Here is a 21,331-nt window from a genome sequence, read left to right as displayed (position 1 = left end):
CGCCGAGCGTCAGCGGCCGAGGAGCTTCTGCAGCGCGGCCATCTCCTCCTCGGAGGGCCCGCCCTGGGGAGCTGCAGCTCCCCCGCCGAGACCGAAGCCGCTGCCGCCCCCCTGCGCGCCGGCGCCGGGCTTGACCCCCGCGGCGAGGGCGGCGTTCTCCGCCGCACGCTTCGCCGGGTTGCCCGAGCGCGAACCGCTCTTCTTCTTGTTCTTCTGCTGCTTGCGGCCGGCGTAGGACGCACCGGGGATCGGGCCCATCCCTGGCACGTTCGGAACGCCGCCCTTCGCGACCGTCTTCATCATCTTGGCCGCCTGCTCGAACCGGGTGACCAGCTGGTTCACCTCGGTGACCGTTGTGCCGGAGCCCTTGGCGATGCGCAGCCGCCGCGAGCCGTTGAGCAGCTTCGGGTTGGTGCGCTCCGCCTTCGTCATCGACTGGATGATCGCCTCGGTGCGGACGATCTCCCGCTCGTCGAAGTTGTCCAGCTGCTGCTTCATCTGGCCGGCGCCCGGCAGCATGCCCATCATCTTCTTGATGGAGCCCATGTTGCGCAGCTGCTGCATCTGCTTGAGGAAGTCGTCGAGCGTGAAGCTGTCGGTCGCGAACTTCTCGGCGACCTTGCGCGCCTCCTCCTCGTCGAAGGCCTCCTGGGCCTGCTCGATGAGAGTCAGGATGTCGCCGAGGTCGAGGATGCGCGACGCCATGCGGTCCGGGTAAAACGGCTCGAAGTCGTCGAGGTTCTCACCGGTGGACGCGAAGATGATCGGGCGGCCGGTCACCGAGGCGACCGAGAGGGCCGCGCCACCGCGCGCGTCGCCGTCGAGCTTGGAGAGGACCACACCGGTGAAGTCGACGCCGTCCTGGAACGCCTTGGCGGTCGCGACGGCGTCCTGACCGATCATGGCGTCGATGACGAACAGCACCTCGTCGGGGTCCGTCGCCTTGCGGATGTCGGCCGCCTGCTTCATCAGCTCGGCGTCGACGCCGAGACGGCCGGCGGTGTCGATGACGACCGTGTCGTACTGCTTGGTCTCGGCGAATTTCAGCGCATCCTTCGCGACCTTCACCGGGTTGCCGACGCCGTTGCCGGGCTCCGGCGCGAACACCGGGACACCGGCCTGCTCACCGACGATCTGGAGCTGGGTCACGGCGTTCGGGCGCTGGAGGTCGGCGGCGACCAGGAGCGGCGTGTGGCCGTCCTTCACCAGCCACTTGCCGAGCTTGCCGGCGAGCGTGGTCTTTCCGGCGCCCTGCAGGCCCGCGAGCATGATCACCGTCGGCGGGCGCTTCGCGAACTGCAGACGGCGCTGCTGGCCGCCCAGGATGGCGACGAGCTCTTCGTTGACGATCTGCACGACCTGCTGAGCCGGGTTCAGGGCCTTGTTGACCTCGTCGCTGAGCGCGCGCTCGCGCACCTTCGCGGTGAAGTCCTTGACGACCGGAAGGGCGACGTCGGCGTCGAGCAGCGCGCGCCGGATCTCGCGCACGGTGCCGTCGACGTCGGCCGGCGACAGCTTGCCCTTGGTGCGCAGGTTCTTGAAGGTGTCCGCAAGACGGTCGGAGAGCGAGCCGAAAGTAGCCATGATGCGCTTATTCTATCGGGCGACGTCGGCCGGCCGCCGTGAACGTGCTCAGTCGCCGGATGTCTCGACCGAGACGACGTCGCCGCGCACGTCGAACGACACGGTGAGCAGCGCATCCGACTCGTCCGGCGCGATCGAGTAATCGAACGTCGCGAAGACCTCGTCCTCGTCGGAGTGGTCCACCTGGATGACGACGGTGAGCAGCTGGAGCGAACGCAGCACGTCGATCGCGATGTCGCCCGAGTTGTAGACCAGCAGGTCGAGGAGGCTCTCCCCCAGCTTGTCGACGTGCTCGTCGATGTAGCTGGTCGTCGCCGACTGCCGCGAGCTCAGCTCGGCGACCAGCGCATCCCGGGCGCGGGCATCGAAGCCCTCGAGCGCCTGGATGAGCGCGGCCGCCGCATCCACCGCGAACTCCGGCACGGCGCTCTCGTCGTCGGCCAGCAGCTCGACCTCGACGGCCTGATCGCCCAGCTCCACGGTGTCGTCCCAGGCGAGGCCGCCGCTCGCGGTCTCGTCGATGATGCCGAAGAAGTCGTGCTCGATCGCCATGTCGCCGCCCCTATCCGACCAGCTGCTGCGCGAAGACGTGCGGGGTGAAGCCGGTCAGGTCGTTGATGCCCTCGCCCTGGCCGACCAGCTTGATCGGGATGCCGGTGCGCTCCTGCACCGCGAGCACGAAGCCGCCCTTCGCCGAGCCGTCGAGCTTGGTGAGCACCAGGCCGGTGACGCCCGCGTGCTCGAGGAACGCCTCGGCCTGGGCGAGCCCGTTCTGGCCGGTGGTCGCGTCGAGGACGAGGAGCACCTCGGCGATCGGCGACTGCTTCTCGACGACGCGCTTGATCTTGGAGAGCTCGTCCATCAGGCCGCCCTTGGTCTGCAGCCGGCCGGCCGTGTCGATGATGACGATCTCGGTGCCGTCCCGCTTGGCCTTCTCGACCGTCTGGAAGGCTACGGACGCCGGGTCCTGGCCCTGCTGCTGCGGCCGGACGATCTCGGCGCCCGCCCGCTCCGCCCACGTCGCCAGCTGCTCGACGGCTGCGGCACGGAACGTGTCGGCCGCTCCGACGACGACCGAGCGGTCGTAGGTGCGCAGGAACTTGGCGAACTTGCCGATCGTCGTCGTCTTGCCGACGCCGTTCACGCCGACGACCAGCACGATCGCCGGACGGTCGCTCAGCTTGAGGGTGGTGTCGAGCTTCGACAGGCGCTCCTCGAGCGTCTCGCGCAGCATCCGCTGCAGGTCGGCCGGGTCGGTGGTGTGGTACCGCTCGACCTTGGCGCGCAGATCGTCGACCACGGCCTCGGTGACATCCGGGCCGAAGTCGGCGGTGATCAGCGCCGTTTCGAGGTCGTCCCAGGTGTCGTCGTCGATGGTCTTCTTGGCGAACAGCCCGCGGAGGGCGCCCGACAGAGACCAGGGGGTGCGGTCAGCCATGACGATCAGCCTAGCCGCGCGGATGTACGGTGTGCTCATGTACGCGCTCGTGGAGGTCTCGGCGGAGCTGGCGGAGCAGCTGGTGGCGATCGAGACCGGCGGCGAGGATGCGGTGCACCAGGCGCGGACGCGCGTGCGGCGGCTGCGCAGCATCCTCGCGGTGTACCGGAAGGCGTTCGACCGGGAGGAACAGCGCAGCCTGCGCGCGCGGCTCAAGCGGCTGGGGCACCGGCTGGGCGATGTGCGCGACCTGGACGTGCGGGCACGCGACCTCGAAGCACTGCTGATCGAGCAGGCGGACCCGGCCGTCGTCGACGCCGTCGAGGCGATGGCGGCGAGGACCCGGGCCCAGTACGGGCGTGCGCTCGACGACCTGCTCCGGCACGTCCGCAGCCGCGGCCACCGCGAGCTGCTCGCCGACCTGCAGTCGTTCGCCGCGGCGCCCCCGCTCACCGAGGACGGCTCCGCGCATCCTCGACGGATCGCGCGGAAAGGCCTCCGCAAGGCCGCGCGCCGGGTGCTGCGCGTCGAAGGCGAGCGTCTGGAGGAGCGCCACGCCGCACGCAAGGCGGCCCGGCGCCTCCGCTACGCCGCGGAGGCGGTGCCGGACGACCTCGGGGGCGGTGCCGTGCGGCTCGCCGAGGCGGCGGAGGAGCTGCAGGATGCGCTGGGCGACCACCGCGACCTGGTCCTGCTGGCGCGGCACCTGCGCGAGCATGCAGAGGTGGACGGCCTGTCCGCGCCGGTCACGGCCGGCGTCGAGGCGCTGGCGGAGGACTGCGAACGGCGCGCGGCCGAGAAACTCGTCGGCCTGGACGAGAAGCTGGGTGCGGTGGAGGCCGCGGCCGGGCTCTGAGAACGCACCCGGCCCCCGGGCGCCGGACTAACTCGCGCGCTCCTGGTCCTGCTCGCGCTCCTGGGCGACACGCTGGCCCACCACCGCCGACACGCCGTCCTGGCGCATCGACACGCCGTAGAGGGCGTCGGCGATCTCCATCGTGCGCTTCTGGTGCGTGATCACGATGAGCTGGCTGCTCTCGCGCAGATCCTCGAAGATGGTGAGCAGCCGGCCTAGATTCGCGTCGTCCAGGGCCGCCTCCACCTCGTCCATGATGTAGAACGGGCTGGGCCGGGCCTTGAAGATGGCGATGAGCAGCGCGACGGCCGCCAGCGACCGCTCGCCGCCGGAGAGCAGCGACAGCCGCTCGATCTTCTTGCCCGCGGGCTTCACGGAGACCTCGATGCCGGTCGTCAGCAGGTCGTCGGGGTTGGTCAGGCTGATGCTGCCCTGGCCGCCCGGGAACAGGATCGGGAACACGCGTGTGAAGGCCGCCTCGGTGTCGGCGAACGCCGACTCGAAGATGGTCTGCATCCGCTCGTCGATGTCCTCGATGATCGTGAGGAGGTCCTTGCGGGTGTTCGTGAGGTCGGTCAGCTGCTCGGTGAGGAATTTGTGCCGCTGCTCCAGCGCGGCGAACTCCTCCAGCGCGAGCGGGTTCACCCGGCCGAGTTGGGCGAGCTTCCGCTCGGCGGCCGCGAGACGTTTCTGCTGCTGCTCGCGGGAGAACGGGACCGTCTCCGGGACGGCGTCGGTGTCCGCGGCGTCGGCGGTGTGGCCGTCGGCGGTGTCGCCGCTCTCGTCGACGTCTCGCTCGGCGGCTGCGCCGCGCGCGACGTCCACCGGGACGGGCACGGCCGGGCCGTACTCGGCGACCAGCACGTCCTCCACGAGCCCCAGCTCGCTCCCCGCGCGCTCCAAGAGGCTGGAGAGGTGCAGTTTCTTCTCGTAGATCTGCAGCTCCAGGCCGTGCACCGACTCGGTGATCGCCTGCAGGCGCTCCCGCACGGCGTTCTCGTCGCGCCGCAGCGTCGCCAGCTCCTCGTTCTGGCTGGCGCGCTCCGCCTCGGCCTGCGCGAGCTCGAGGCGCGCCTGGGCGACGGAGCGGTCGACCGACGCCAGGACGGCCGGGAGGGCCGAGATCACGGTCTCCGCGTCATCCAGCTGCCGGCGGCGGATCACTGCGCGTCGTGCCGCCTCCTCCGCGGCGGCGCGTTCCGCCTCCAGCCGCCGTGCCAGCACCTCGCCGCGTGCCTGCTCGGCACGCACCCGCTCCTTGGCCGTCTCGACGGACAGCCGGGCCTCCACCTCCGCCTCACGGGCGGCGTCGAGCTCGGTCGCGAGAGCGTCCCGGGCGCTGACGTCGAGGATGGGGCGCGGACGCGATCGCGCAGCGTCCAGCTCGGCCTTCGCTCTGTCGGCGGCCTGCTCGGCCTCCGCGACGCGTTCGGCAGCCTGCTCCAGCGCCCGGCTCAGCCGGTCGAACTCGGCCTGGGACGCCTCCAGCTGCACCTTCAGCCGGTTCAGCTGCTCGGTGCGGGCCGCGAGCTTCGCGTCGAACTCCCGCAGCGTCGCGAGGGCCGCCTGCGACTGCTCCTTGGCCACCTGCAGCACCCCGCGCTGCTCCGCGAGGGCGAACTTCGCGCGGTCGCCGAGCGAGGTGACCTCGGTCAGCCGCTCCTGGGCGGCATCCCGGTCGGCGATGAGTTCGATACGGCTCTGCTTGGCGCCAGAGCCGCCGCGGAGGACGTGCTCGGTGAGCACATCCCCGCTCTTGGTGATGATGGTCACCGGTCCGCCGAGCGACCGGGCGCGGAACGATTCGAAGGCGTTCTGGGCCGCCTCCAGGTCGTCGGCGACGGCGGTGAACGCCAGGATGCCGCGCACGCCCTCCGGCGCGTCCACCACGCTGGTCGCGGGGACGACGCCGCTCATGCCCGACAGGTCGACGGAGGCGGCGGGCGCGTCCGCGACGACCACCTCGACCCGCCCCAGGTCGTCGGCCGCCGCGTGTGCGACCGCGGACCGGGCCGCGCCGCGATCGTCGGCGAGCACGGCGTCGGCGAGCGTGCCGAGGGCGGCCGCGATGGCCGCCTCGAAACCGGGATGCACGCGGACGTGCTCGGCGACGAGACCGCGCACGCCCGGCAGCCGGGCGGAGACCAGCGCGGCCGAGCCGTCCTTCTGATCGAGCGCGAGCGACAGCGCGCTCGTGCGCGCCGCGAGGGCGTCGCGTTCGCGCTCCAGCGTGTGCAGCTCCTCGCGCAACCGCTCGATCTCGCCCTCCGCCTCGAAGACGGTCGCCTGGGCCACTTCGTACGCTTCGTCGAGGTCGCCCTCGCCCACGTCGGCGGTCGCGGCCTCGGCCTCACGGGCGGCGAACTCCGCGCGGGCGCGCTCGCGGCGCTCGGTCGCCGCGTCCAGCGCGTTCTGCTGACGCAGCACCTCGCCGCGGACGGCGGCGAGCCGCTGGGCGGCGGCCTCCGCCTGCCCGTTCAGCTTCGAGATCTCCAGGTCGTGGCGGGACACGAGGGCGCTCTGCGCCGCGATCTCCTCGTCGACCGCGTCGAGCCGGGCGCGCGCGTCCCGGGTCGCCCCCTGCGCCGCGGTCCAGGCGGCCTCCGCCTCCGCGACAACACCGCGCAGCCGCTCCACCTCGTCGCGGGCGTCCTGCACGTTCTGCGGGGTGACGCTCGGGCCGGAGTCCGGCGCGTCCCCCTGGCTGCCGAGCAGGGCGACCCGCTGATTGGCGAGCGTGAACAGGCTGCGGAGCCGCTCCTGCACGGACTCGAGGGCGAAGGCGGTGCTGCGTGCGGTGTCGACCGCGTCGCCGACCTGCGCCTGCTCCAGCCGGGTGCGGCGCAGCTGCTTCTGCTCCAGCTGCTCCTGCAGCACGATCTGCTCGCTGTGCCGCTCCGACTCGGTGCGGCTGTGATCGTCGAGAGTGCGCCGCAGGGTGACGACCTCGTCGGCGAGGAGGCGCGCCCGCGCATCCCGGACCACTGCGGCGATCGATTGCGCCTCGCGAGCGATCTCGGCCTGGTGCCCGAGCGGCTTCAGCTGCCGACGCACCTCGCCGGCCAGGTCGCTCAGCCGGGTCAGATTGGCCTGCATGGCCTCCAGCTTGCGGAGGGTCTTCTCCTTGCGGCGCCGGTGCTTCAGGATGCCGGCAGCCTCCTCGATGAAGCCGCGGCGGTCCTCCGGGCTGGCGTGCAGCACCGCATCCAGCTGACCCTGACCGACGATGACGTGCATCTCGCGGCCGAGGCCCGAGTCGCTCAGCAGCTCCTGCACGTCGAGCAGCCGGCAGGACTGCCCGTTGATCGCGTACTCGCTGCCGCCGTTGCGAAACAGCGTGCGCGAGATGGTCACCTCGGAGTACTCGATCGGCAGGGCGCCGTCGGAGTTGTCGATGGTGAGCTGTACCTCGGCGCGCCCGAGCGGCCCCCGGGTGGCCGTGCCGGCGAAGATGACGTCCTCCATCTTTCCGCCGCGAAGAGTCTTGGCGCCCTGCTCGCCCATCACCCAGGCGAGCGCGTCGACCACGTTCGACTTGCCGGACCCGTTGGGGCCGACGACGCAGGTGACGCCCGGCTCGAAGGCGAACGTCGTCGGCTGAGCGAACGACTTGAAGCCCTTGAGCGTCAGACTCTTCAAGTACACGCAGGCGAATTTACCGGACGTTCGGGCCGCCGCCGCGCCGGAGCGCCGCACGACTCCCCCGTCGAGTACACGAAAACTGCACGGTATCCCGGGGGATTCCGTGCAGTTTTCGTGTACTCGACGGGGGGCGACCCGCCGGGAGGGAGGGGCGTCAGGCGACGCCGAGGTAGGCCTCCTTGATGGCGGGGTCGGCGAGGAGCTCCTTGCCGGTGCCCGCGCGCGTGATGTAGCCCGTCTCCAGGACGAAGCCGCGATGCGCGCGGGCCAGCGCCTGGTTGGCGTTCTGCTCCACCAGCAGGACGGTCGTCCCCTGTTTGTTGATCTCCGTCACGATCGAGAAGATCTGCCGGATGAACTGGGGCGCCAGACCCATCGACGGCTCGTCGAGGAGCAGCAGGCGCGGGTTCGACATCAGCGCGCGACCGATGGCGAGCATCTGCTGCTCACCGCCGGACATCGTGCCGCCGACCTGCGTCTTGCGCTCGGCGAGACGCGGGAACAGCGAGAACACACGGTCGAAGTCCTCGCCCATCTTGGAGCGGTCCTTGCGGCCGAAGGCGCCCATGTCGAGGTTCTCGAGCACCGTCATGCCGGGGAAGATGCCCCGGCCCTCCGGCGCCTGCGAGATCCCGCGGACCACGCGGATGTGCGCCTTCATCTTGGTGATGTCCTCGCCGTCGAAGAGGATCGACCCCTTCGACGGGTTGAGGATGCCGGAGATCGTCTTCATGGTCGTCGACTTGCCGGCGCCGTTCGCGCCGATGAGGCTCACGATCTCGCCCTCCTCCACGGAGAAGGACATGTCGTGGATGGCCTCGATCCGGCCGTAGGAAACGCTGATGTTCTTCAGCTCAAGCAACGTCATCTTCGGGCTCCCCGAGGTAGGCGGCGATCACGCGCGGGTCGTTCCGGATGGCTTCGGGGGTGTCGTCGGCGATCTTGCGCCCGAACTCCAGCACCACGATGCGGTCGGTGACGCCCATGACCAGCCTCATGTCGTGTTCGATCAGCAGCACCGTGTAGCCGTCGGCCCGGATCGTGCGGATGAGCTCCATGAGCTCCTCCTTCTCGGCCGGGTTGAAGCCGGCGGCCGGCTCGTCCAGGCAGAGCACCTTGGGGTCGGTGGCGAGTGCGCGCGCGATCTCCAGGCGACGCTGGTAGCCGTACGGCAGCGAGCGGGACAGCGATCCGGCGTGGTCCGCGATGCCCACGAACTCGAGCAGCGCCATCCCGCGCTCGATGGACGACTTCTCCTCGCGGGTGTGGCGCGGGAGGCGCAGGAGGGCACCCGGCACCGACGTGCGGTGCCGGGCATCCAGGCCCACCACCACGTTCTCCAGCGCTGTCATCTCGCCGAACAGGCGGATGTTCTGGAACGTGCGCGACAGGCCGAGGCGGGTGATCTGGTGCTGCTTGCGGCCCTTGATCGTCTGGCCCTCCAGCAGCACGTCTCCGCTGGTCGGCTTGTAGACGCCCGTCATCGCGTTGAAGCACGTCGTCTTGCCTGCGCCGTTCGGGCCGATCAGGCCCAGGATCTCGCCGCGGCGGATGTCGAACGTGACGTCGTCGAGGGCTGTCAGGCCGCCGAACTTCACCGTCAGGTTGCGCACCTCGACGATGTTCTCGCCCACCTCGACCGCGATCTCGCGGTCGGGCGCCGCGGCCTCTGCGACCTCCAGGTCGATGCCCGCGGCCTCCAGCTCGTCCTCGTTCACGCCGAGGGCGGGCTCCTCCTCCGGCACCGTGTTGCGTGCGTCCGTCATCGTGCGCCTCCCTTCGCGCCGTCTCCGTCGAGCGAGCCCTGGTCGACCACCGGCGTCGCCGCCGTCGGTGTCCCGGACCGTCCCTTCGCCGCCTCCGCCACCCGGCGGTAGGCGTGCCTGCCGTACGCGAGCAGCTTCTGCCGAGCCGGGAACAGGCCCTGCGAGCGGAAGATCATGATCAGCACGAGCGCGACGCCGAAGATCAGGTACTTGTAGTCCGCGACGACGGTGAAGCGCAGCGGGATGTACGCCACGATCGCACCGCCGAGCATGGCTCCGACCTTGTTGCCCGCGCCGCCGAGCACGACGGCGGCGAGGAACAGGATCGAGGTCTGCACGTCGAACTTCTGGTTGTTGACGAAGCCCACCTGGCCGGCGAAGAGGGCGCCGGACAGGCCGCCGACGCCGGCGCCGATGGCGAACGCCCACACCTTGTACTTGAACGTCGGGACGCCCATGATCTCCGCCGCGTCCTCGTCCTCGCGGATGGCCACCCAGGCACGGCCGACACGGCTGCGCTCCAGGTTGCCGACCAGCAGCAGGATGACGATGATGACGGTGATCGTCAGCCAGTACCACGGCACGCCGTTGGAGTTCGAGAAGATGGGGACGCCGTCCGCGTTGGTCCCCGGCGGGTGGCCGACGTTCTGGAAGCCGACCTGGCCCTTCATCGCCGGGATGATCGTCGCGAGGATGCGGACGATCTCGCCGAAGCCGAGCGTGACGATGGCCAGGTAGTCGCCGCGCAGTCGAAGCGTCGGGACACCCAGGATGATGCCGAAGGTCATCGTCACGGCGATCGCGACCGGGATGGTCCAGAGGTACGGGATCTTCAGGAACGGCGAGTCCGGGCTGGTCAGCATCGCCGCGGTGTACGAGCCGACCGCGAAGAAGGCGACGTACCCGAGGTCGAGCAGACCCGCGTAGCCGACGACGACGTTCAGGCCGATCGCGATGAGGGCGTAGACCGCCATCGAGAAGCAGGCCAGCGCCCAGTCGTTGCCCGGGGCCGTGCTCAGGGGGAAGAAGTTCAGGTACGGGAGTGCGTACGCGATGACCACCACGATGAGCAGCCAGGCCCACTGCACGGGGCGGGGCAGGTTGTTCCAGCGGTCGCGGAGCTGCCCGAACGGGCCGTTGCTGCGCTTGGCGCGCGCCGCCTCGAAGGCGTCGACCGCCTGCTCCTCACGACCGTCCGGCAGAACCCGGGGTCCTTCCGTCATGCTCATGCGCGGCTCCTCCCGAGCGAAGTGCCGAGGATGCCGCTCGGCTTGACCAGCAGCACCAGGACGAGGACGACGAACGCCACCACGTCGGTCCACTGCGAGTCGCCGAGCAGGATCTGCCCGTAGTTGCCGATGACGCCGAGCAGCAGGCCGCCGAGCAGCGCGCCGCGGACGTTGCCGATGCCGCCGAGGACCGCCGCGGCGAACGCTTTGACACCGAGGATGAACCCGCCGTTGTAGATCACGCCGGAGGGCACGAGCATCACGTAGAACAGTGCGGCCGCACCGGCGAGGATTCCGCCGGTGATGAAGGTGATCTGGATGATCCGCTCCTTGTTCACGCCCATCAGGGTCGCGGTGTCCGGGTCCTGCGCCACGGCGCGGATTCCGCGGCCGGTGCGGGTGCGGCGGATGAACCAGTCGGTCGCGATCATCAGCACCACCGAGGCGATGACGATGATCAGCTGCTGGCTGTTCACGATCGTGCCGAACACGTCGAAGATGGGCTGCGGGATGAACATCGTCACCGCAGGCATCGCGTTCGCGCCGACCCCCGGGATGAGGAAGATCAGGTACTGGATCGTGAACGAGGCGCCGATCGCCGTGATGAGGAAGACCAATCGAGGCGCATTCCGTTTGCGTAGCGGACGATAAGCGACTCGTTCGAGGATCCAGGCTGTGGCTCCCGAGGCGAGCATTCCGACGAGCAGCGCCAATATCAAGTCGCCGATGATCGCCGCCGGGCCGAGCGTTGGTGCGCTCGGACCGAAGCCGAGCGCGGTGAGGGTCACGACGACGCCGTAGGCGCCGACGATGAAGACCTCGGAGTGGGCGAAGTTGATCAGGTTCAGCACACCGTAGACCAGCGTGTAGCCGACGGCGATGAGGCCGTAGACAGCGCCGAAGGTGAGCCCGTCGAACGTCGCGCTCCAGAAGTTCTGGACGAGCGCGTTGACGTCGAAGTTGATCCAGGAGCTGTCGAGGGCGGGATGGAGGAGGAGGGTTTCGAGCATTCGAGCATCCAGGGTTCAGTGCCGGGTCACCGTCGATCCGGTCGGTAGCGAGCGTAGTCGAAATAGCGGGGGTGCCGCGGGCCGGGGCCCACGGCACCCCCGGGGTGTCGCTCTCAGCCGATGGTGCCGATCGGCACGATCTTGCCGTTCTCGACCTTGTAGCCGTAGACGGCCGGAGCCTGAAGCTCACCCGTGGAGTCCCACTTGTAGTGCTTGCTCAGACCGTCGGCGTCGTAGTCCTTCACCCACGAGAGCAGGTCGGGGCGGGTCGTCTTGCCCTTGTCGATGCCCGAGAGGAGGACGGTGGCGGCGTCGTAGCCCTCGATCGAGTACGTGCCCGGCTCGGCGTTCGCGAGCTTCTTGTAGGCGGACTCGAAGTCGGGGATCAGCTCACCCGGGATGCACGGGCAGGTGAAGTACGCGTTGCTGGACGCGTCGCCGGCCAGCTTGATGAACTGGTCGTCCTTCACACCGTCCGGGCCCACGAAGGTGCCCTTGTAGCCCTTGTTGACCAGCTGCTGGTCGAACGGAGCACCCTCGGCGTAGTAGCCGGCGTAGTAGACCGCGTCGGGCTTCGCGTTGATGATCTTGGAGATCACCGCGGAGAAGTCCTTCTGGCCGGTGGTCACCTTGTCGGTGCCGACCAGCGCGTCGCCGAGCGCCTTCGAGGTCTGGGTGCCGAGGCCGATGCCGTAGTCGGAGTCGTCCTGGACCAGGTAGACCTTCTTGGCCTCGAGCTTGCCCGTGAGGAACTTCGCTGCGGCCGGACCCTGCACGGCGTCGTTGCCGAGACCGCGGAAGAAGGTCTTCCAGCCGTTCTGCGTCAGGCCCGGGTTGGTGGCCGACGGCGTGATGTGGACGAGGCCCTGCTGCTCGAAGATGTTGCCGGTCGCCTTCGACTCACCCGAGAACGGGAGGCCGACGACGCCGACGATGTCCGCCTCGTTCACGGCCTGGGTCACCGGACCGGTCGCCTTGTTCGGGTCGCCCTCGGTGTCGAACTTCTTGAAGCCGACCTGGCATCCCTTGTTGGACTCGTTGTGCTGGTTGATGGCCAGCTGGATGCCGTTGTAGATGTTGATGCCGAGCTGAGCGTTCGGGCCCGTCTCCGCGCCCACGTAGCCGATCGTCAGGCCGGCAGGACAGGTGGCCTTTCCGTCTCCGGCGGGGAGCACCGCGTCCTTGGGGACATCGACCGACGTGATCGCCGGGATGTCGACCTTCGACGAGTTCCCGTTGGTGGATCCTCCCGTGGACGGCTGGTTGGCACATCCCGCGAGGAACAGTGCGACTGACGCTGCAACAGCCGCACCGATGGTGACTTTCTTCCGTAGCATCTCTTGCCTCTCGACGTAAATCCGTCACGAACCTGCGTTTTCGCTGGTTCGTGCCACGAATATGTGTGCTGAGAATACAGTGCCCGCAACGTTTTGCAACCGTGATCGCGGCGCAGATTTACACGATCGAAACCAAACCGTTCGCGCGCTTCACAGTGCGACGACCGCGCGGATAGGCTGATCCCCTGCCCGGATCGGCTCGAGGAGGTGTGCCCCGATGCGTGTGACGCGGCTGCCCGTCCCCGACGCGCTCGGCACCCGGGAGTCGGCCGCCTTCGAGGAGCTCGTGGGCGTGCTGAACGGCATCGTGGTCGACCTGTGGGGCGACGACGACTTCGTCGAGACCGCCGAGCAGGCGCTCGCCGCGTACCGCGAGCAGGACTACGTCGAGCGCATCGTCCACGTCGCCGTCGAGGAGGACGCCATCGTGGGGCGGGTGGAGGCGGTCTTCCCGCTCGACGAGGACTCGGAGACGGTCTCGCTGCTCGTCGACGTGGTGCCAGCACTCCGCGGCCGCGGGATCGGAACGGCGCTGCTCGAGAAGGGCGAGGAGCTCGCCGCCGAGGGCGGCAGGCGGGTGATCTCGACCTACACCGAGCACCCGGTGCGCACGCTCGAAGGCGCCGACCGTCTGGTGCGCGCACCCGCCGGGACAGCAGGCCTCCCCCGCGAATCCCCCGCTGTGCGCTTCGCCCTGAAGCACGGCTACACCCTCGGCCAGATCGAGCGGTCGAGCGAGCTGCACCTCCCCCTCCCGCCCGAGCGCGAGGCGGGCCTGACCATGACGCCGAACGGCTTCCGGCTGGTGTCGTGGTGGGGGGCCGCGCCGGACGACCTGCTCGATCGGTTCGCCGCGATGAAGGCCCGCATGTCGACCGACATCCCGCAGAGCGGTATCGCTGTCGATCCGGAGGACTGGGACGGCGAGCGCGTCCGGTCGCAGGAGCGCACGCTGGTCGCGCGCGGCGAGCCGTTGCTGGTCACGGCCGCGGTGCACGAGCAGACGGGCGAGATCGCCGCCTACACGGAGCTGGCGGTGCCGGCCGACGGGACGAAGGCGGAGCAGTACGACACGCTGGTCGCCCGAGCCCACCGGGGACACCGGCTGGGCACGGCCGTGAAGCTGCGGAACATCCAGGAGCTCGGGCGGCGTGCGCCGCACATCCGCCGCATCCTCACCTGGAACGCCGACGAGAACGACCCGATGCTGGCGATCAACCGGGCGTTCGGCTTCCGGCCGCACGCCCTGACCGGGCACTGGCAGAAGACGCTGGACTGACCGGCGCGGGTGGGTTCCGCAGGCGCTGGCAGTGCGGGCAGAAGTGCGACCCGCGGTTCATGAACTGCTCGCGCACGATCGGCGTCCCGCAGCGCGGGCACGGCTCGCCCTGGCGTCCGTAGGCGTTCAGACTGTGCGAGAAGTAGCCCGAGTTGCCGTTGACGTTGACGTACTGCGCGTCGAAGCTCGTGCCTCCCTCGGCCAGAGCCTTCTCGAGCACGTGACGGATCTCGGCGAGCAGGCTGCGCACGCGGACGCGGCTGAGCGACGCCGCCGGCTGGGCGTAGTGGATGCGCGCCGCCCACAGCGCCTCGTCGGCGTAGATGTTGCCGATGCCGCTGATCAGGGTCTGGTCGAGCAGCGCGCGCTTGATGCCTGTGTTCTTGCGCGCGAGCGCTGCGGCGAACCGGGCGTCGTCGAACGCCGGATCGAGCGGATCGCGGGCGATGTGCGTCACCTGCGTCGGGATCAGCGGCTCGTCCGTGCCGAGACCGCCGTGGGCGCCGTCGTCCGTCGGCACCAGCGCATCCACGGCCATCGAGCCGAAGATCCGCTGGTCGACGAAGTGCACCCACACCTCGCCGTGCTCCGGGCTCTCGATGTGCAGGCGGATGCGCAGAAGACCCGCCTCGACGGTGCCCGGTTCGCGGAGGAGGATCTGGCCGCTCATCCCGAGGTGGGCGACGATCGCGCGGCGAGGGGCGCCCTGGAGCGGAATCCAGAGGAACTTCCCGCGGCGCACCGGCCCCTCCATGACCCGGCCGGTGAGGAGCGCGTCGAACGCGCCGGCCACCGGGTCGTGCCGCTTCAACGACCGCGGCTCGAAGACCTCCACGCCGAGGATCGTGGCGCCGGTGACGGCGGGCGCCAGGCCCGCCCGGACGACCTCAACCTCGGGGAGCTCTGGCACGTTTTCTCGTCAGTTCCGTCCAGGCGCTGAGCGCCGCGGCCATCTCGGCCTGCTTCTTGCTGGTGCCCTCCCCTGTCGCCGTCACGAGGCTGCCGACGGCGACCGTGGCGTGGAAGGTCTTGGAATGGTCGGGCCCGGTGTTGGTCACCGTGTAGACCGGCAGGCCGGCGCCGCGGTGGGCGGCGGCCTCCTGCAGGCTCGTCTTCGGGTCCATGGCGGCGCCGAAGCGCTCCGGGTCGTCGAGCAGGGGCTCGATCAGGCGCAGGACCAGCGCGGTCGCGGCGTCGCCGCCCGCGTCCAGGTAGGTGGCGCCGATCAGCGCCTCCACGGTGTCGGCCAGGATGGACGCCTTCTCGCGACCGCCGCTCTGGTTCTCCCCGCGGCCGAGCCGGAGGTATTCACCCAGGCCGATGCCGCGGGCGACCTCCGCCAGCGCGACGGAGCTGACCAGACTGGCGCGGCGTTTCGCGAGCTCGCCTTCGTCGAGGTCCGGGTTCTCGCGGAACAGCTTGACCGTGACGGCCTGCCCCAGGATGGAGTCGCCGAGGAACTCGAGGCGCTCGTTGTTGGGGATGCCGCCGTGCTCGTAGGCGTACGAGCGATGGGTCAGCGCAAGCTCGAGAAGCTCGGGGTCGATGTCGACCCCGAGCTTCTCGAGAAGTGTGCTGCGGTCAGGGTTCTCTCCGACCACAGCGCTCACCGTGTCTGTGCTTACCGTGTCTGTGCTTACCGTGTCTGTGCTTACCGTGTCTGTCTTCGCCGTTTCGGGGCGACGATCAGACGTCGGCGACCTTGCGGCCCTTGTACTCGAGGAAGAGGGCGGTGCCCGCCGAGTCCTCGACGACCTTCGCACGGTGCGGCAGGCTGTAGGTGACCTTGCCGCCCTCGATGGTCTTGACCAGCGTGGGGGCAGAGGCCTTCCACTGCGAACGGCGGGCGTGGGTGTTGGCGCGCGACTGCTTCCGCTTGGGGACGGCCATGACTATCTCTTCTCTGTATTCGTTCCGCGAGGGTTCGGTCGGGGTTCATCGGTGTCGGAAGCCTGGAATCCCGCGAGCGCAGACCAGCGAGGATCGATGGTCTGCGTGGGTTCGCGATCCGGTACATCCGCCAGCCTCTCCCCGGTCTCAGGGTCGAGACCCGGGCAGTCCGGCCGGCACACCGGCTGGAAGGGCAGTGACAGCACCACCGCATCCCTGATCAGAGGTTCAAGATCCACGTGGTCGTCGTGAACCTCATGATCGAAAGCTTCGTCAGAAGGATACGCGAAAAGTTCCTGGAAATCGACTTCGACGGTCTGCTCGATGTCGGTGAGGCAGCGTCCGCAGACGCCGGTGGCGGTCGTCACGGCGTCCGCGGTGGCGAGGATGCCCTCGTGCATGGACTCCAGACGGAGGTCGAGATCGATGGTCTCGCCCTCCGGGACGCTGATCAGCCCCTCGCCCAGTTTCTCCGTCACGGGGATGCTGATGCGCTGCTCGCGCATGGCGCCGGGGTGGCGGATGAGGTCGTACACATTGATGGCGTACGGGGAGTTCTTCGTGGTCACGAGGAACTATTTTACGCGGCGCTCCGGGGTCGTGCGGCGGAAGGCCAGCCCGCTGGCAGCAAGGACACAGGAATCAGCGCGGCCTTCAACCGCACGGCGGCTCCGGCCTGCGCCTCCAGCGCCGCGATCACCGCAGTGAGATCGTCGGCGAGGCCTCCGGCCCACCGCCGGGTCGGCGGTCCGTACGCGTCGCGCTCGAGTTCGGACAGGAGACGGCGCACTGCCTCCTCCCCCGGCGTGCCGGCCACCGCCGCCTCCACCCGGCTCGCGAAGACGCGCGGCGTCTCGGTGGGCGGAGCGGTCCAGCCCAGGTCTCGGACGGTGTCCCTCAGCTCCTCCCACACGATGGTCGCTCCGCCCCACTCGTCGGTGAGCTCCCGGAGTCGCCGGCGGCGTCGCACCCGGCGCCAGGCGGCCGGGACGAGGAGCACGGCGATCACCAGGACGCCGACACCGATGCCCGTGGCGATCGGCTGGGCGCTCGACTGCGGCGTGAACGACGCGGAACCCGACGGGTTGGCAGGGTCGGTGGGCACGAGCGCCCGCGGCGCCGCGCCGGAGGTCGAGGCCGACGTGGGCGGCGGCGCGGCGGGATCGGTCTGCGGACGGGTGTAGTCCGGCACCGTCCCGCGGCCGACGGTCGGCTCGAACGGGACCCAGCCGACGCCGGCGAAGTACAGCTCGGGCCACGCGTGGAGATCGTCGCTCGTGACCGTGTACTCGCCGGGGTTGGTCGCGGTCCCCCCGCTGGTGGCGCCCGGCAGGTACCCCTCGGCGACGCGCGACGGGATGCCGAGCGTGCGGGCCATGAGGGCCATGGCGGAGGCGAAGTGGACGCAGTAGCCGCTCTTGACCTCCAGGAACCGGGCGATGACGCGCGAACCGTCACCGTCGAAGCCTTGTTTGAGCGGCGTCTGGGTCGAGTAGACGAAGCCGTTGTCGCGGAAGTAGTCCTGGAGCGCAACGGCCTTGTCGTACTCGGTGAGCGCATCCTTCGTCGCCGTCAGGGCGGTCTGCTCGATGATCGTCGGCAGATTCGGGGGAGGAAGAGGTCGCGCTGCACGTCCGCCGGCACGAAGCCGCCCGCCGCCTTGAGCTGATCCGCGGTCGGCTCCAGGACCAGGCTCGTGGCCGTGTACTTCTGGCCCTGCGTCGTCGCGTTGATGCCGCCGATGGTGAGATCGTCGGGGTCCCACGACCACGTGCCGCTGAGTCCCTTCACCGATCGCACGGGGGCGGGCGCCGGCAGCCAGCGGCTGGTCATGTTGTCGATGTCGATCGTCGTCGTGATCTTCGTCGTCTTGACGGCGCTGGACAGGCCGGCGACCGGGCCGATGGTCGCGCCGTCCGTGAGCCGGCTGGTGTCGCGCTCGCGGTGCTTCCAGACCGAGCCCGTGAACTGATCCAGCGACGCGAGCTTGAGGTACTGCCCGTTCGCCGAGGAGGTCGTGTACGTCAGCGCCCGGACGGCCGCCGGCCGGCGCAGGTCCTTGCCCAGGTCCACGAGCGGGGTGACTGTGCCGCCGATCGAGATGCCCCCGGCGGTGAAGGAGGTGGCGCCGCCCTGGTCGAAACCGGGCGCGGTGCCCGCGAGCACGACCGCGATCGCGACGGCCGAAGCGCCGACGGACAGCGCAGCGCCGGGGCGGGGCGTCGCCGAGCGCCGGGTGCGGACGTCGCTGCGCAGCAGCCAGAGGTACGCGGCGGCGGAAGCGGCGAGGGCGAACGGATCGAGCCCGTCGCCGAGCAGGGCGCCCGGCACCACCAGCACGGCCGCCACGGCGAGAGCCGTGAACGCCGGGGTCCGGACGGCGACGGCCAGGATGTCGAGCATGAGCGCCAGCAGGCATCCGCCGCCGACCACGAGGAACAGGAACTCGGGAAGGGGTTCGGCGGGCGTCCCCTGCTGGTAGATGGAGAGCATGGCCTGCTGCAGCGATTGGGACCAGGCCGAGACGGTGGCGGGTGTCGGGATGAGCCCGAGCAACCCGGTCCCCCGGCCGAACGCGATCGTCATGATCGCCGCCGACTCCGCGGACAGGAGCACCGGGACGAGACCGCGGTGCACGCCGAGGCTGCGCAGCCCGGCGCCGGTCGCCAGGACGGCCGCTGCGGTCCCGACGAGCGCGAACCACCAGCCGGGCCCCTGGATCAGACCGACCAGCGCGTAGCTCACGGCCAGCACCTGCAGCATCAGGGCGCCGGTGATGCGCCAGTAGCCCACGCGCCGGCGCGCCGCGACGCGCGGGACGGCGAGAGCGAGGGATTCAGTCGCCACCGGCCACCACCCGGTCCCGCTGGCGGTGCAGCGCGCGCTGCCAGCACTCGGCGGGGTCGTCCCCGGCCTCGAAACGGACGCAGAGCCAGCCGCCGTCCGCGAGAACCTCGACGGCCTCCACAGGGGTGGACGACGCGACGAAGGCGACCCCCGGGTCGCCCATCGAGCGCAGCGACGCCAGCGCGCCGAGCTCCGGAAGGGGCGAGCCGGCGAGCACGGCGAACACCGGCACGGGACGCCCGGCCTTGCGCAGGCCGCCGCCGAGCTCGGCGACCGCGTCGTCGCGTCCCAGGCCGGACGATTCCACCGCGGCGAGGTCGGCGAGCAGCATGCGGTCCGCGCTTCCGGAGTCGTACGTCGCGGTGGTGGAGCCCAGCGTGCCGGTGCGGCCTGCTCCGCTGCGGCCGGAGAGCTGCCGGTCCCCCGTCTCCACCACGCTCACGACGAACCCCTCGTCGAGCAGGTGCACGCCGATCGAGGCGACCAGGTCGACCAGGGTCTCGAACTCGTCGGAGGCGGCCGGCGTGTGCGCGGCCGGCGCCCGGGTGTCCATCAGCATCCACGCCTCCGGGTTGCTGCGCTGCTCCTCCTGCCGAACCATGAGCTGGTCGTGGCGCGCGGTGGCGCGCCAGTGGACGCGCCGCAGCGGGTCGCCCGGGCGGTACTCGCGCGCGATCAGCTCATCGGCGCTCGGGATGCTGTGGCGAAGCAGCTCGTGCTCCGTGCCCTCGCTGTGGGCGACATCCAGCTCGCCGCGGGACAGCGGGACGACACGCGGGGTCACCAGCAGCTGCCTCGGCTGGCCGATGGCGTACTCGGCGTATGCGACACCGAACGGATCGGTGCGGCTCACGACGAGCGGGCCGACCGCATGGGCGCCGCGGCGCTCCGGGACCACGTCCTGGCGCAGCACGACGGTGTCGCGGCCGAGGCTCCCGTCGGGCTGGTGCGCACCCAGCCGCGGGAACGCGGCGGACGGCTGCACGCCGACCACGGCTGGCGCCGACTCGCGCCAGCGCGCCGCGGGACTCGGCCGCGCCGACTGGTTGCGCGCGCTCGTGACGATGGTGGTCCGCTCGCCCACGGCCACGACGTCGGGGTGGAAGCTGCGGGTGACGGTGAGGCGCGGCCGATCGACGGTGACCGAGATCATCGCGGCGAGCGGCAGGACGGTCAGGAACACGCCCGCGAACAGCACGTCCGTGCGCCCGAACAGCGCGGAGGCGACCAGCGCCACGACGCCGACGGCGCCCAGCGTCCATCCGCGCGCGGTCGGGCGCGGCCGCTTCAGCGGCGAGGAGGCGCGACCGCGGACCAGCACGCTAACGTCCCGAGCGACCCAGGGTCGCGGCGCCGACCGGGCCCGGCGCCTGCGCGGAGCCGGCGGAGCCCGATCCGACGGGGACCGGCGTGGAGGCGACGATGCGGCGCACGATGTCCGCGATCACCGGCGCGCTCTCGTGGTGGTGGCCCAGCGCACGGCTGGTGGGCAGCAGGCGGTGCCCGAGCACCGGGACCGCGAGCGCATCCACGTCGTCGGGGAGCACGAAGTCGCGGCCGGCCAGGGCGGCCATGGCCTTCGCCGCGCGGATCAGCTGCAGCGTCGCGCGGGGGCTGGCGCCGAGCCGCAGGTCCCGATCCTCGCGCGTGGCACGCACGAGATCGACCGCGTACTGCTTCACCGGCGTCGACGCGAACACGTTGCGGGCGGTGATCATCATCGCCCGCAACTCGCCGGAGGTCACGACCGGCCGGATGCGCGAGAGCGGGCTCGACGTGTCGCGGGTCGTCAGCATGGCGAGTTCGGAGCCCTCGTCGGGGTACCCCATCGCGATCCGCGCCATGAAGCGGTCGCGCTGGGCCTCCGGGAGCGCGTACGTGCCCTCCATCTCGACCGGGTTCTGGGTGGCCACCACGATGAACGGCGCGGTGAGAGGATACGTCGAACCGTCGACCGTGACCTGGCGCTCCTCCATGCACTCCAGCAGCGCGGACTGGGTCTTCGGGCTGGCCCGGTTGATCTCATCGCCGATGACGATGTTCGCGAAGATGGCTCCCGGCTTGAACTCGAACCGCCGCTCCGCCTGGTTGTACACGGACACGCCCGTCACGTCGCTCGGCAGCAGGTCCGGAGTGAACTGGATGCGGCTGACCGTGCAGTCGACCGACTTCGCCAGCGACTTGGCCAGCATGGTCTTGCCGACACCCGGGACGTCCTCGATCAGCAGGTGTCCTTCGGCGAGGAGGACGACCAGCGCTGTCTGCACCGCCTCGTGCTTCCCGTCGATGACGGACTCGACGTTCGCCGTGATCTGCTCGGCGGCACGCCGCAGCTCGTCCAGGTCCATGAGAGCGGCCGCGCCGGTGTCCTCCTCGGGGGCCACGGAGGACTCGGTGGGCTGGCGCGTCGCGTAACTGTTCATTGCCCTCGGCTCACGTCTCTGGATTCACGT

At 70.3% G+C, this 21,331-nt stretch carries 19 protein-coding genes; 2 read left to right on the top strand and 17 right to left on the bottom strand.

What is annotated here, in order from left to right; translation table 11 throughout:
* Nucleotides 1–9 precede the first annotated feature (9 nt).
* The 3 genes from ffh to ftsY are packed head-to-tail and all read right to left on the bottom strand — an operon-like array spanning nucleotide 10 to nucleotide 3,022.
* Nucleotides 10–1,584 (bottom strand): signal recognition particle protein, encoded by a 1,575-nt coding sequence (gene ffh, locus ACR9Y5_RS08455; RefSeq protein ID WP_481297549.1) that lies wholly within the window; start codon nucleotides 1,582–1,584, stop codon nucleotides 10–12.
* 48 nt (nucleotides 1,585–1,632) lie between these two features.
* Nucleotides 1,633–2,136 carry a DUF2004 domain-containing protein gene (locus tag ACR9Y5_RS08450; protein ID WP_481297548.1) on the bottom strand — a complete coding sequence of 168 codons (504 nt, stop codon included), beginning with the start codon at nucleotides 2,134–2,136 and terminating at the stop codon, nucleotides 1,633–1,635.
* A gap of 10 nt (nucleotides 2,137–2,146) precedes the next feature.
* Nucleotides 2,147–3,022 (bottom strand): signal recognition particle-docking protein FtsY, encoded by an 876-nt coding sequence (gene ftsY / locus ACR9Y5_RS08445; protein ID WP_310128818.1) that lies wholly within the window; start codon nucleotides 3,020–3,022, stop codon nucleotides 2,147–2,149.
* Between ftsY and ACR9Y5_RS08440 the strand changes: the two genes are divergently transcribed.
* Nucleotides 3,021–3,878 (top strand): CHAD domain-containing protein, encoded by an 858-nt coding sequence (locus tag ACR9Y5_RS08440; protein WP_481297547.1) that lies wholly within the window; start codon nucleotides 3,021–3,023, stop codon nucleotides 3,876–3,878. The two genes, ftsY and ACR9Y5_RS08440, sit on opposite strands and share 2 nt — an antisense overlap.
* Nucleotides 3,879–3,905: 27 nt before the next feature.
* Here ACR9Y5_RS08440 and smc read toward each other — a convergent pair whose 3' ends face one another.
* From smc to ACR9Y5_RS08410, 6 genes are all read right to left on the bottom strand, one after another.
* Entirely contained in the window at nucleotides 3,906–7,523 is a 3,618-nt protein-coding gene (gene smc, locus ACR9Y5_RS08435) for a chromosome segregation protein SMC (RefSeq protein WP_481297546.1), read from the bottom strand.
* Nucleotides 7,524–7,674: 151 nt separating this feature from the next.
* On the bottom strand, nucleotides 7,675–8,388 hold the full coding sequence (locus ACR9Y5_RS08430; protein ID WP_481297545.1) for an ABC transporter ATP-binding protein: 714 nt from the start codon (nucleotides 8,386–8,388) through the stop codon (nucleotides 7,675–7,677).
* A complete protein-coding gene (locus ACR9Y5_RS08425) occupies nucleotides 8,375–9,286 on the bottom strand; it encodes an ABC transporter ATP-binding protein (RefSeq protein WP_481297544.1) in 912 nt (303 codons plus the stop codon). Before ACR9Y5_RS08425 ends, ACR9Y5_RS08430 begins: the two co-directional genes overlap by 14 nt.
* Nucleotides 9,283–10,515 carry a branched-chain amino acid ABC transporter permease gene (locus ACR9Y5_RS08420; protein ID WP_481297543.1) on the bottom strand — a complete coding sequence of 411 codons (1,233 nt, stop codon included), beginning with the start codon at nucleotides 10,513–10,515 and terminating at the stop codon, nucleotides 9,283–9,285. The genes ACR9Y5_RS08425 and ACR9Y5_RS08420 overlap by 4 nt, the downstream gene beginning before the upstream one ends.
* Entirely contained in the window at nucleotides 10,512–11,525 is a 1,014-nt protein-coding gene (locus ACR9Y5_RS08415; protein WP_481297542.1) for a branched-chain amino acid ABC transporter permease, read from the bottom strand. Before ACR9Y5_RS08415 ends, ACR9Y5_RS08420 begins: the two co-directional genes overlap by 4 nt.
* A gap of 113 nt (nucleotides 11,526–11,638) precedes the next feature.
* Nucleotides 11,639–12,862 carry a branched-chain amino acid ABC transporter substrate-binding protein gene (locus tag ACR9Y5_RS08410; protein ID WP_481297541.1) on the bottom strand — a complete coding sequence of 408 codons (1,224 nt, stop codon included), beginning with the start codon at nucleotides 12,860–12,862 and terminating at the stop codon, nucleotides 11,639–11,641.
* A gap of 217 nt (nucleotides 12,863–13,079) precedes the next feature.
* Between ACR9Y5_RS08410 and ACR9Y5_RS08405 the strand changes: the two genes are divergently transcribed.
* Nucleotides 13,080–14,141 carry a GNAT family N-acetyltransferase gene (locus ACR9Y5_RS08405; RefSeq protein ID WP_481297540.1) on the top strand — a complete coding sequence of 354 codons (1,062 nt, stop codon included), beginning with the start codon at nucleotides 13,080–13,082 and terminating at the stop codon, nucleotides 14,139–14,141.
* Here ACR9Y5_RS08405 and mutM read toward each other — a convergent pair.
* From mutM to ACR9Y5_RS08365, 8 genes are all read right to left on the bottom strand, one after another.
* Nucleotides 14,077–15,051: a bifunctional DNA-formamidopyrimidine glycosylase/DNA-(apurinic or apyrimidinic site) lyase gene (mutM, locus tag ACR9Y5_RS08400; RefSeq protein WP_481297539.1), complete on the bottom strand. Its 975-nt coding sequence runs from the start codon at nucleotides 15,049–15,051 to the stop codon at nucleotides 14,077–14,079. The genes ACR9Y5_RS08405 and mutM overlap by 65 nt on opposite strands.
* Nucleotides 15,029–15,742 carry a ribonuclease III gene (gene rnc / locus ACR9Y5_RS08395; RefSeq protein WP_481299542.1) on the bottom strand — a complete coding sequence of 238 codons (714 nt, stop codon included), beginning with the start codon at nucleotides 15,740–15,742 and terminating at the stop codon, nucleotides 15,029–15,031. The genes mutM and rnc overlap by 23 nt, the downstream gene beginning before the upstream one ends.
* 85 nt (nucleotides 15,743–15,827) lie before the next feature.
* A complete protein-coding gene (rpmF, locus tag ACR9Y5_RS08390; protein ID WP_481297538.1) occupies nucleotides 15,828–16,031 on the bottom strand; it encodes a 50S ribosomal protein L32 in 204 nt (67 codons plus the stop codon).
* A gap of 2 nt (nucleotides 16,032–16,033) precedes the next feature.
* The gene (locus tag ACR9Y5_RS08385) at nucleotides 16,034–16,600 is read right to left on the bottom strand and encodes a YceD family protein (RefSeq protein ID WP_481297537.1); all 567 of its coding nucleotides are present in this window, start codon (nucleotides 16,598–16,600) and stop codon (nucleotides 16,034–16,036) included.
* A gap of 11 nt (nucleotides 16,601–16,611) precedes the next feature.
* Nucleotides 16,612–17,607 carry a transglutaminase-like domain-containing protein gene (locus ACR9Y5_RS08380; RefSeq protein WP_481299541.1) on the bottom strand — a complete coding sequence of 332 codons (996 nt, stop codon included), beginning with the start codon at nucleotides 17,605–17,607 and terminating at the stop codon, nucleotides 16,612–16,614.
* Nucleotides 17,604–18,878 (bottom strand): TgpA N-terminal domain-containing protein, encoded by a 1,275-nt coding sequence (locus ACR9Y5_RS08375; RefSeq protein WP_481297536.1) that lies wholly within the window; start codon nucleotides 18,876–18,878, stop codon nucleotides 17,604–17,606. The genes ACR9Y5_RS08380 and ACR9Y5_RS08375 overlap by 4 nt, the downstream gene beginning before the upstream one ends.
* Nucleotides 18,868–20,199, bottom strand: coding sequence for a DUF58 domain-containing protein (locus tag ACR9Y5_RS08370; protein WP_481297535.1), 1,332 nt, complete (start codon nucleotides 20,197–20,199; stop codon nucleotides 18,868–18,870). Before ACR9Y5_RS08370 ends, ACR9Y5_RS08375 begins: the two co-directional genes overlap by 11 nt.
* A 1-nt stretch (nucleotide 20,200) precedes the next feature.
* Complete coding sequence (locus ACR9Y5_RS08365) at nucleotides 20,201–21,301, bottom strand: AAA family ATPase (protein ID WP_481297534.1); 1,101 nt, start codon at nucleotides 21,299–21,301, stop codon at nucleotides 20,201–20,203.
* Nucleotides 21,302–21,331 lie beyond the last annotated feature (30 nt).

Source organism: Leifsonia sp. KNZ13-11D, assembly GCF_056754895.1.
Note: the sequence above shows the minus strand (reverse complement) of the source record. Positions and strands in the feature narration are given on the sequence as shown.

What these genes read in the sequence shown, in the direction of transcription:
- ACR9Y5_RS08420 (WP_481297543.1), bottom strand. Translation starts at nt 10,515, where the DNA reads ATGAGCATGACGGAAGGACCCCGGGTTCTGCCGGACGGTCGTGAGGAG.
- ACR9Y5_RS08430 (WP_481297545.1), bottom strand. Translation starts at nt 8,388, where the DNA reads ATGACGTTGCTTGAGCTGAAGAACATCAGCGTTTCCTACGGCCGGATC.
- ftsY (WP_310128818.1), bottom strand. Translation starts at nt 3,022, where the DNA reads ATGGCTGACCGCACCCCCTGGTCTCTGTCGGGCGCCCTCCGCGGGCTG.
- ACR9Y5_RS08415 (WP_481297542.1), bottom strand. Translation starts at nt 11,525, where the DNA reads ATGCTCGAAACCCTCCTCCTCCATCCCGCCCTCGACAGCTCCTGGATC.
- ACR9Y5_RS08440 (WP_481297547.1), top strand. Translation starts at nt 3,021, where the DNA reads ATGACGATCAGCCTAGCCGCGCGGATGTACGGTGTGCTCATGTACGCG.
- ACR9Y5_RS08365 (WP_481297534.1), bottom strand. Translation starts at nt 21,301, where the DNA reads ATGAACAGTTACGCGACGCGCCAGCCCACCGAGTCCTCCGTGGCCCCC.
- ffh (WP_481297549.1), bottom strand. Translation starts at nt 1,584, where the DNA reads ATGGCTACTTTCGGCTCGCTCTCCGACCGTCTTGCGGACACCTTCAAG.
- ACR9Y5_RS08405 (WP_481297540.1), top strand. Translation starts at nt 13,080, where the DNA reads ATGCGTGTGACGCGGCTGCCCGTCCCCGACGCGCTCGGCACCCGGGAG.
- rpmF (WP_481297538.1), bottom strand. Translation starts at nt 16,031, where the DNA reads ATGGCCGTCCCCAAGCGGAAGCAGTCGCGCGCCAACACCCACGCCCGC.
- ACR9Y5_RS08425 (WP_481297544.1), bottom strand. Translation starts at nt 9,286, where the DNA reads ATGACGGACGCACGCAACACGGTGCCGGAGGAGGAGCCCGCCCTCGGC.
- ACR9Y5_RS08450 (WP_481297548.1), bottom strand. Translation starts at nt 2,136, where the DNA reads ATGGCGATCGAGCACGACTTCTTCGGCATCATCGACGAGACCGCGAGC.
- ACR9Y5_RS08410 (WP_481297541.1), bottom strand. Translation starts at nt 12,862, where the DNA reads ATGCTACGGAAGAAAGTCACCATCGGTGCGGCTGTTGCAGCGTCAGTC.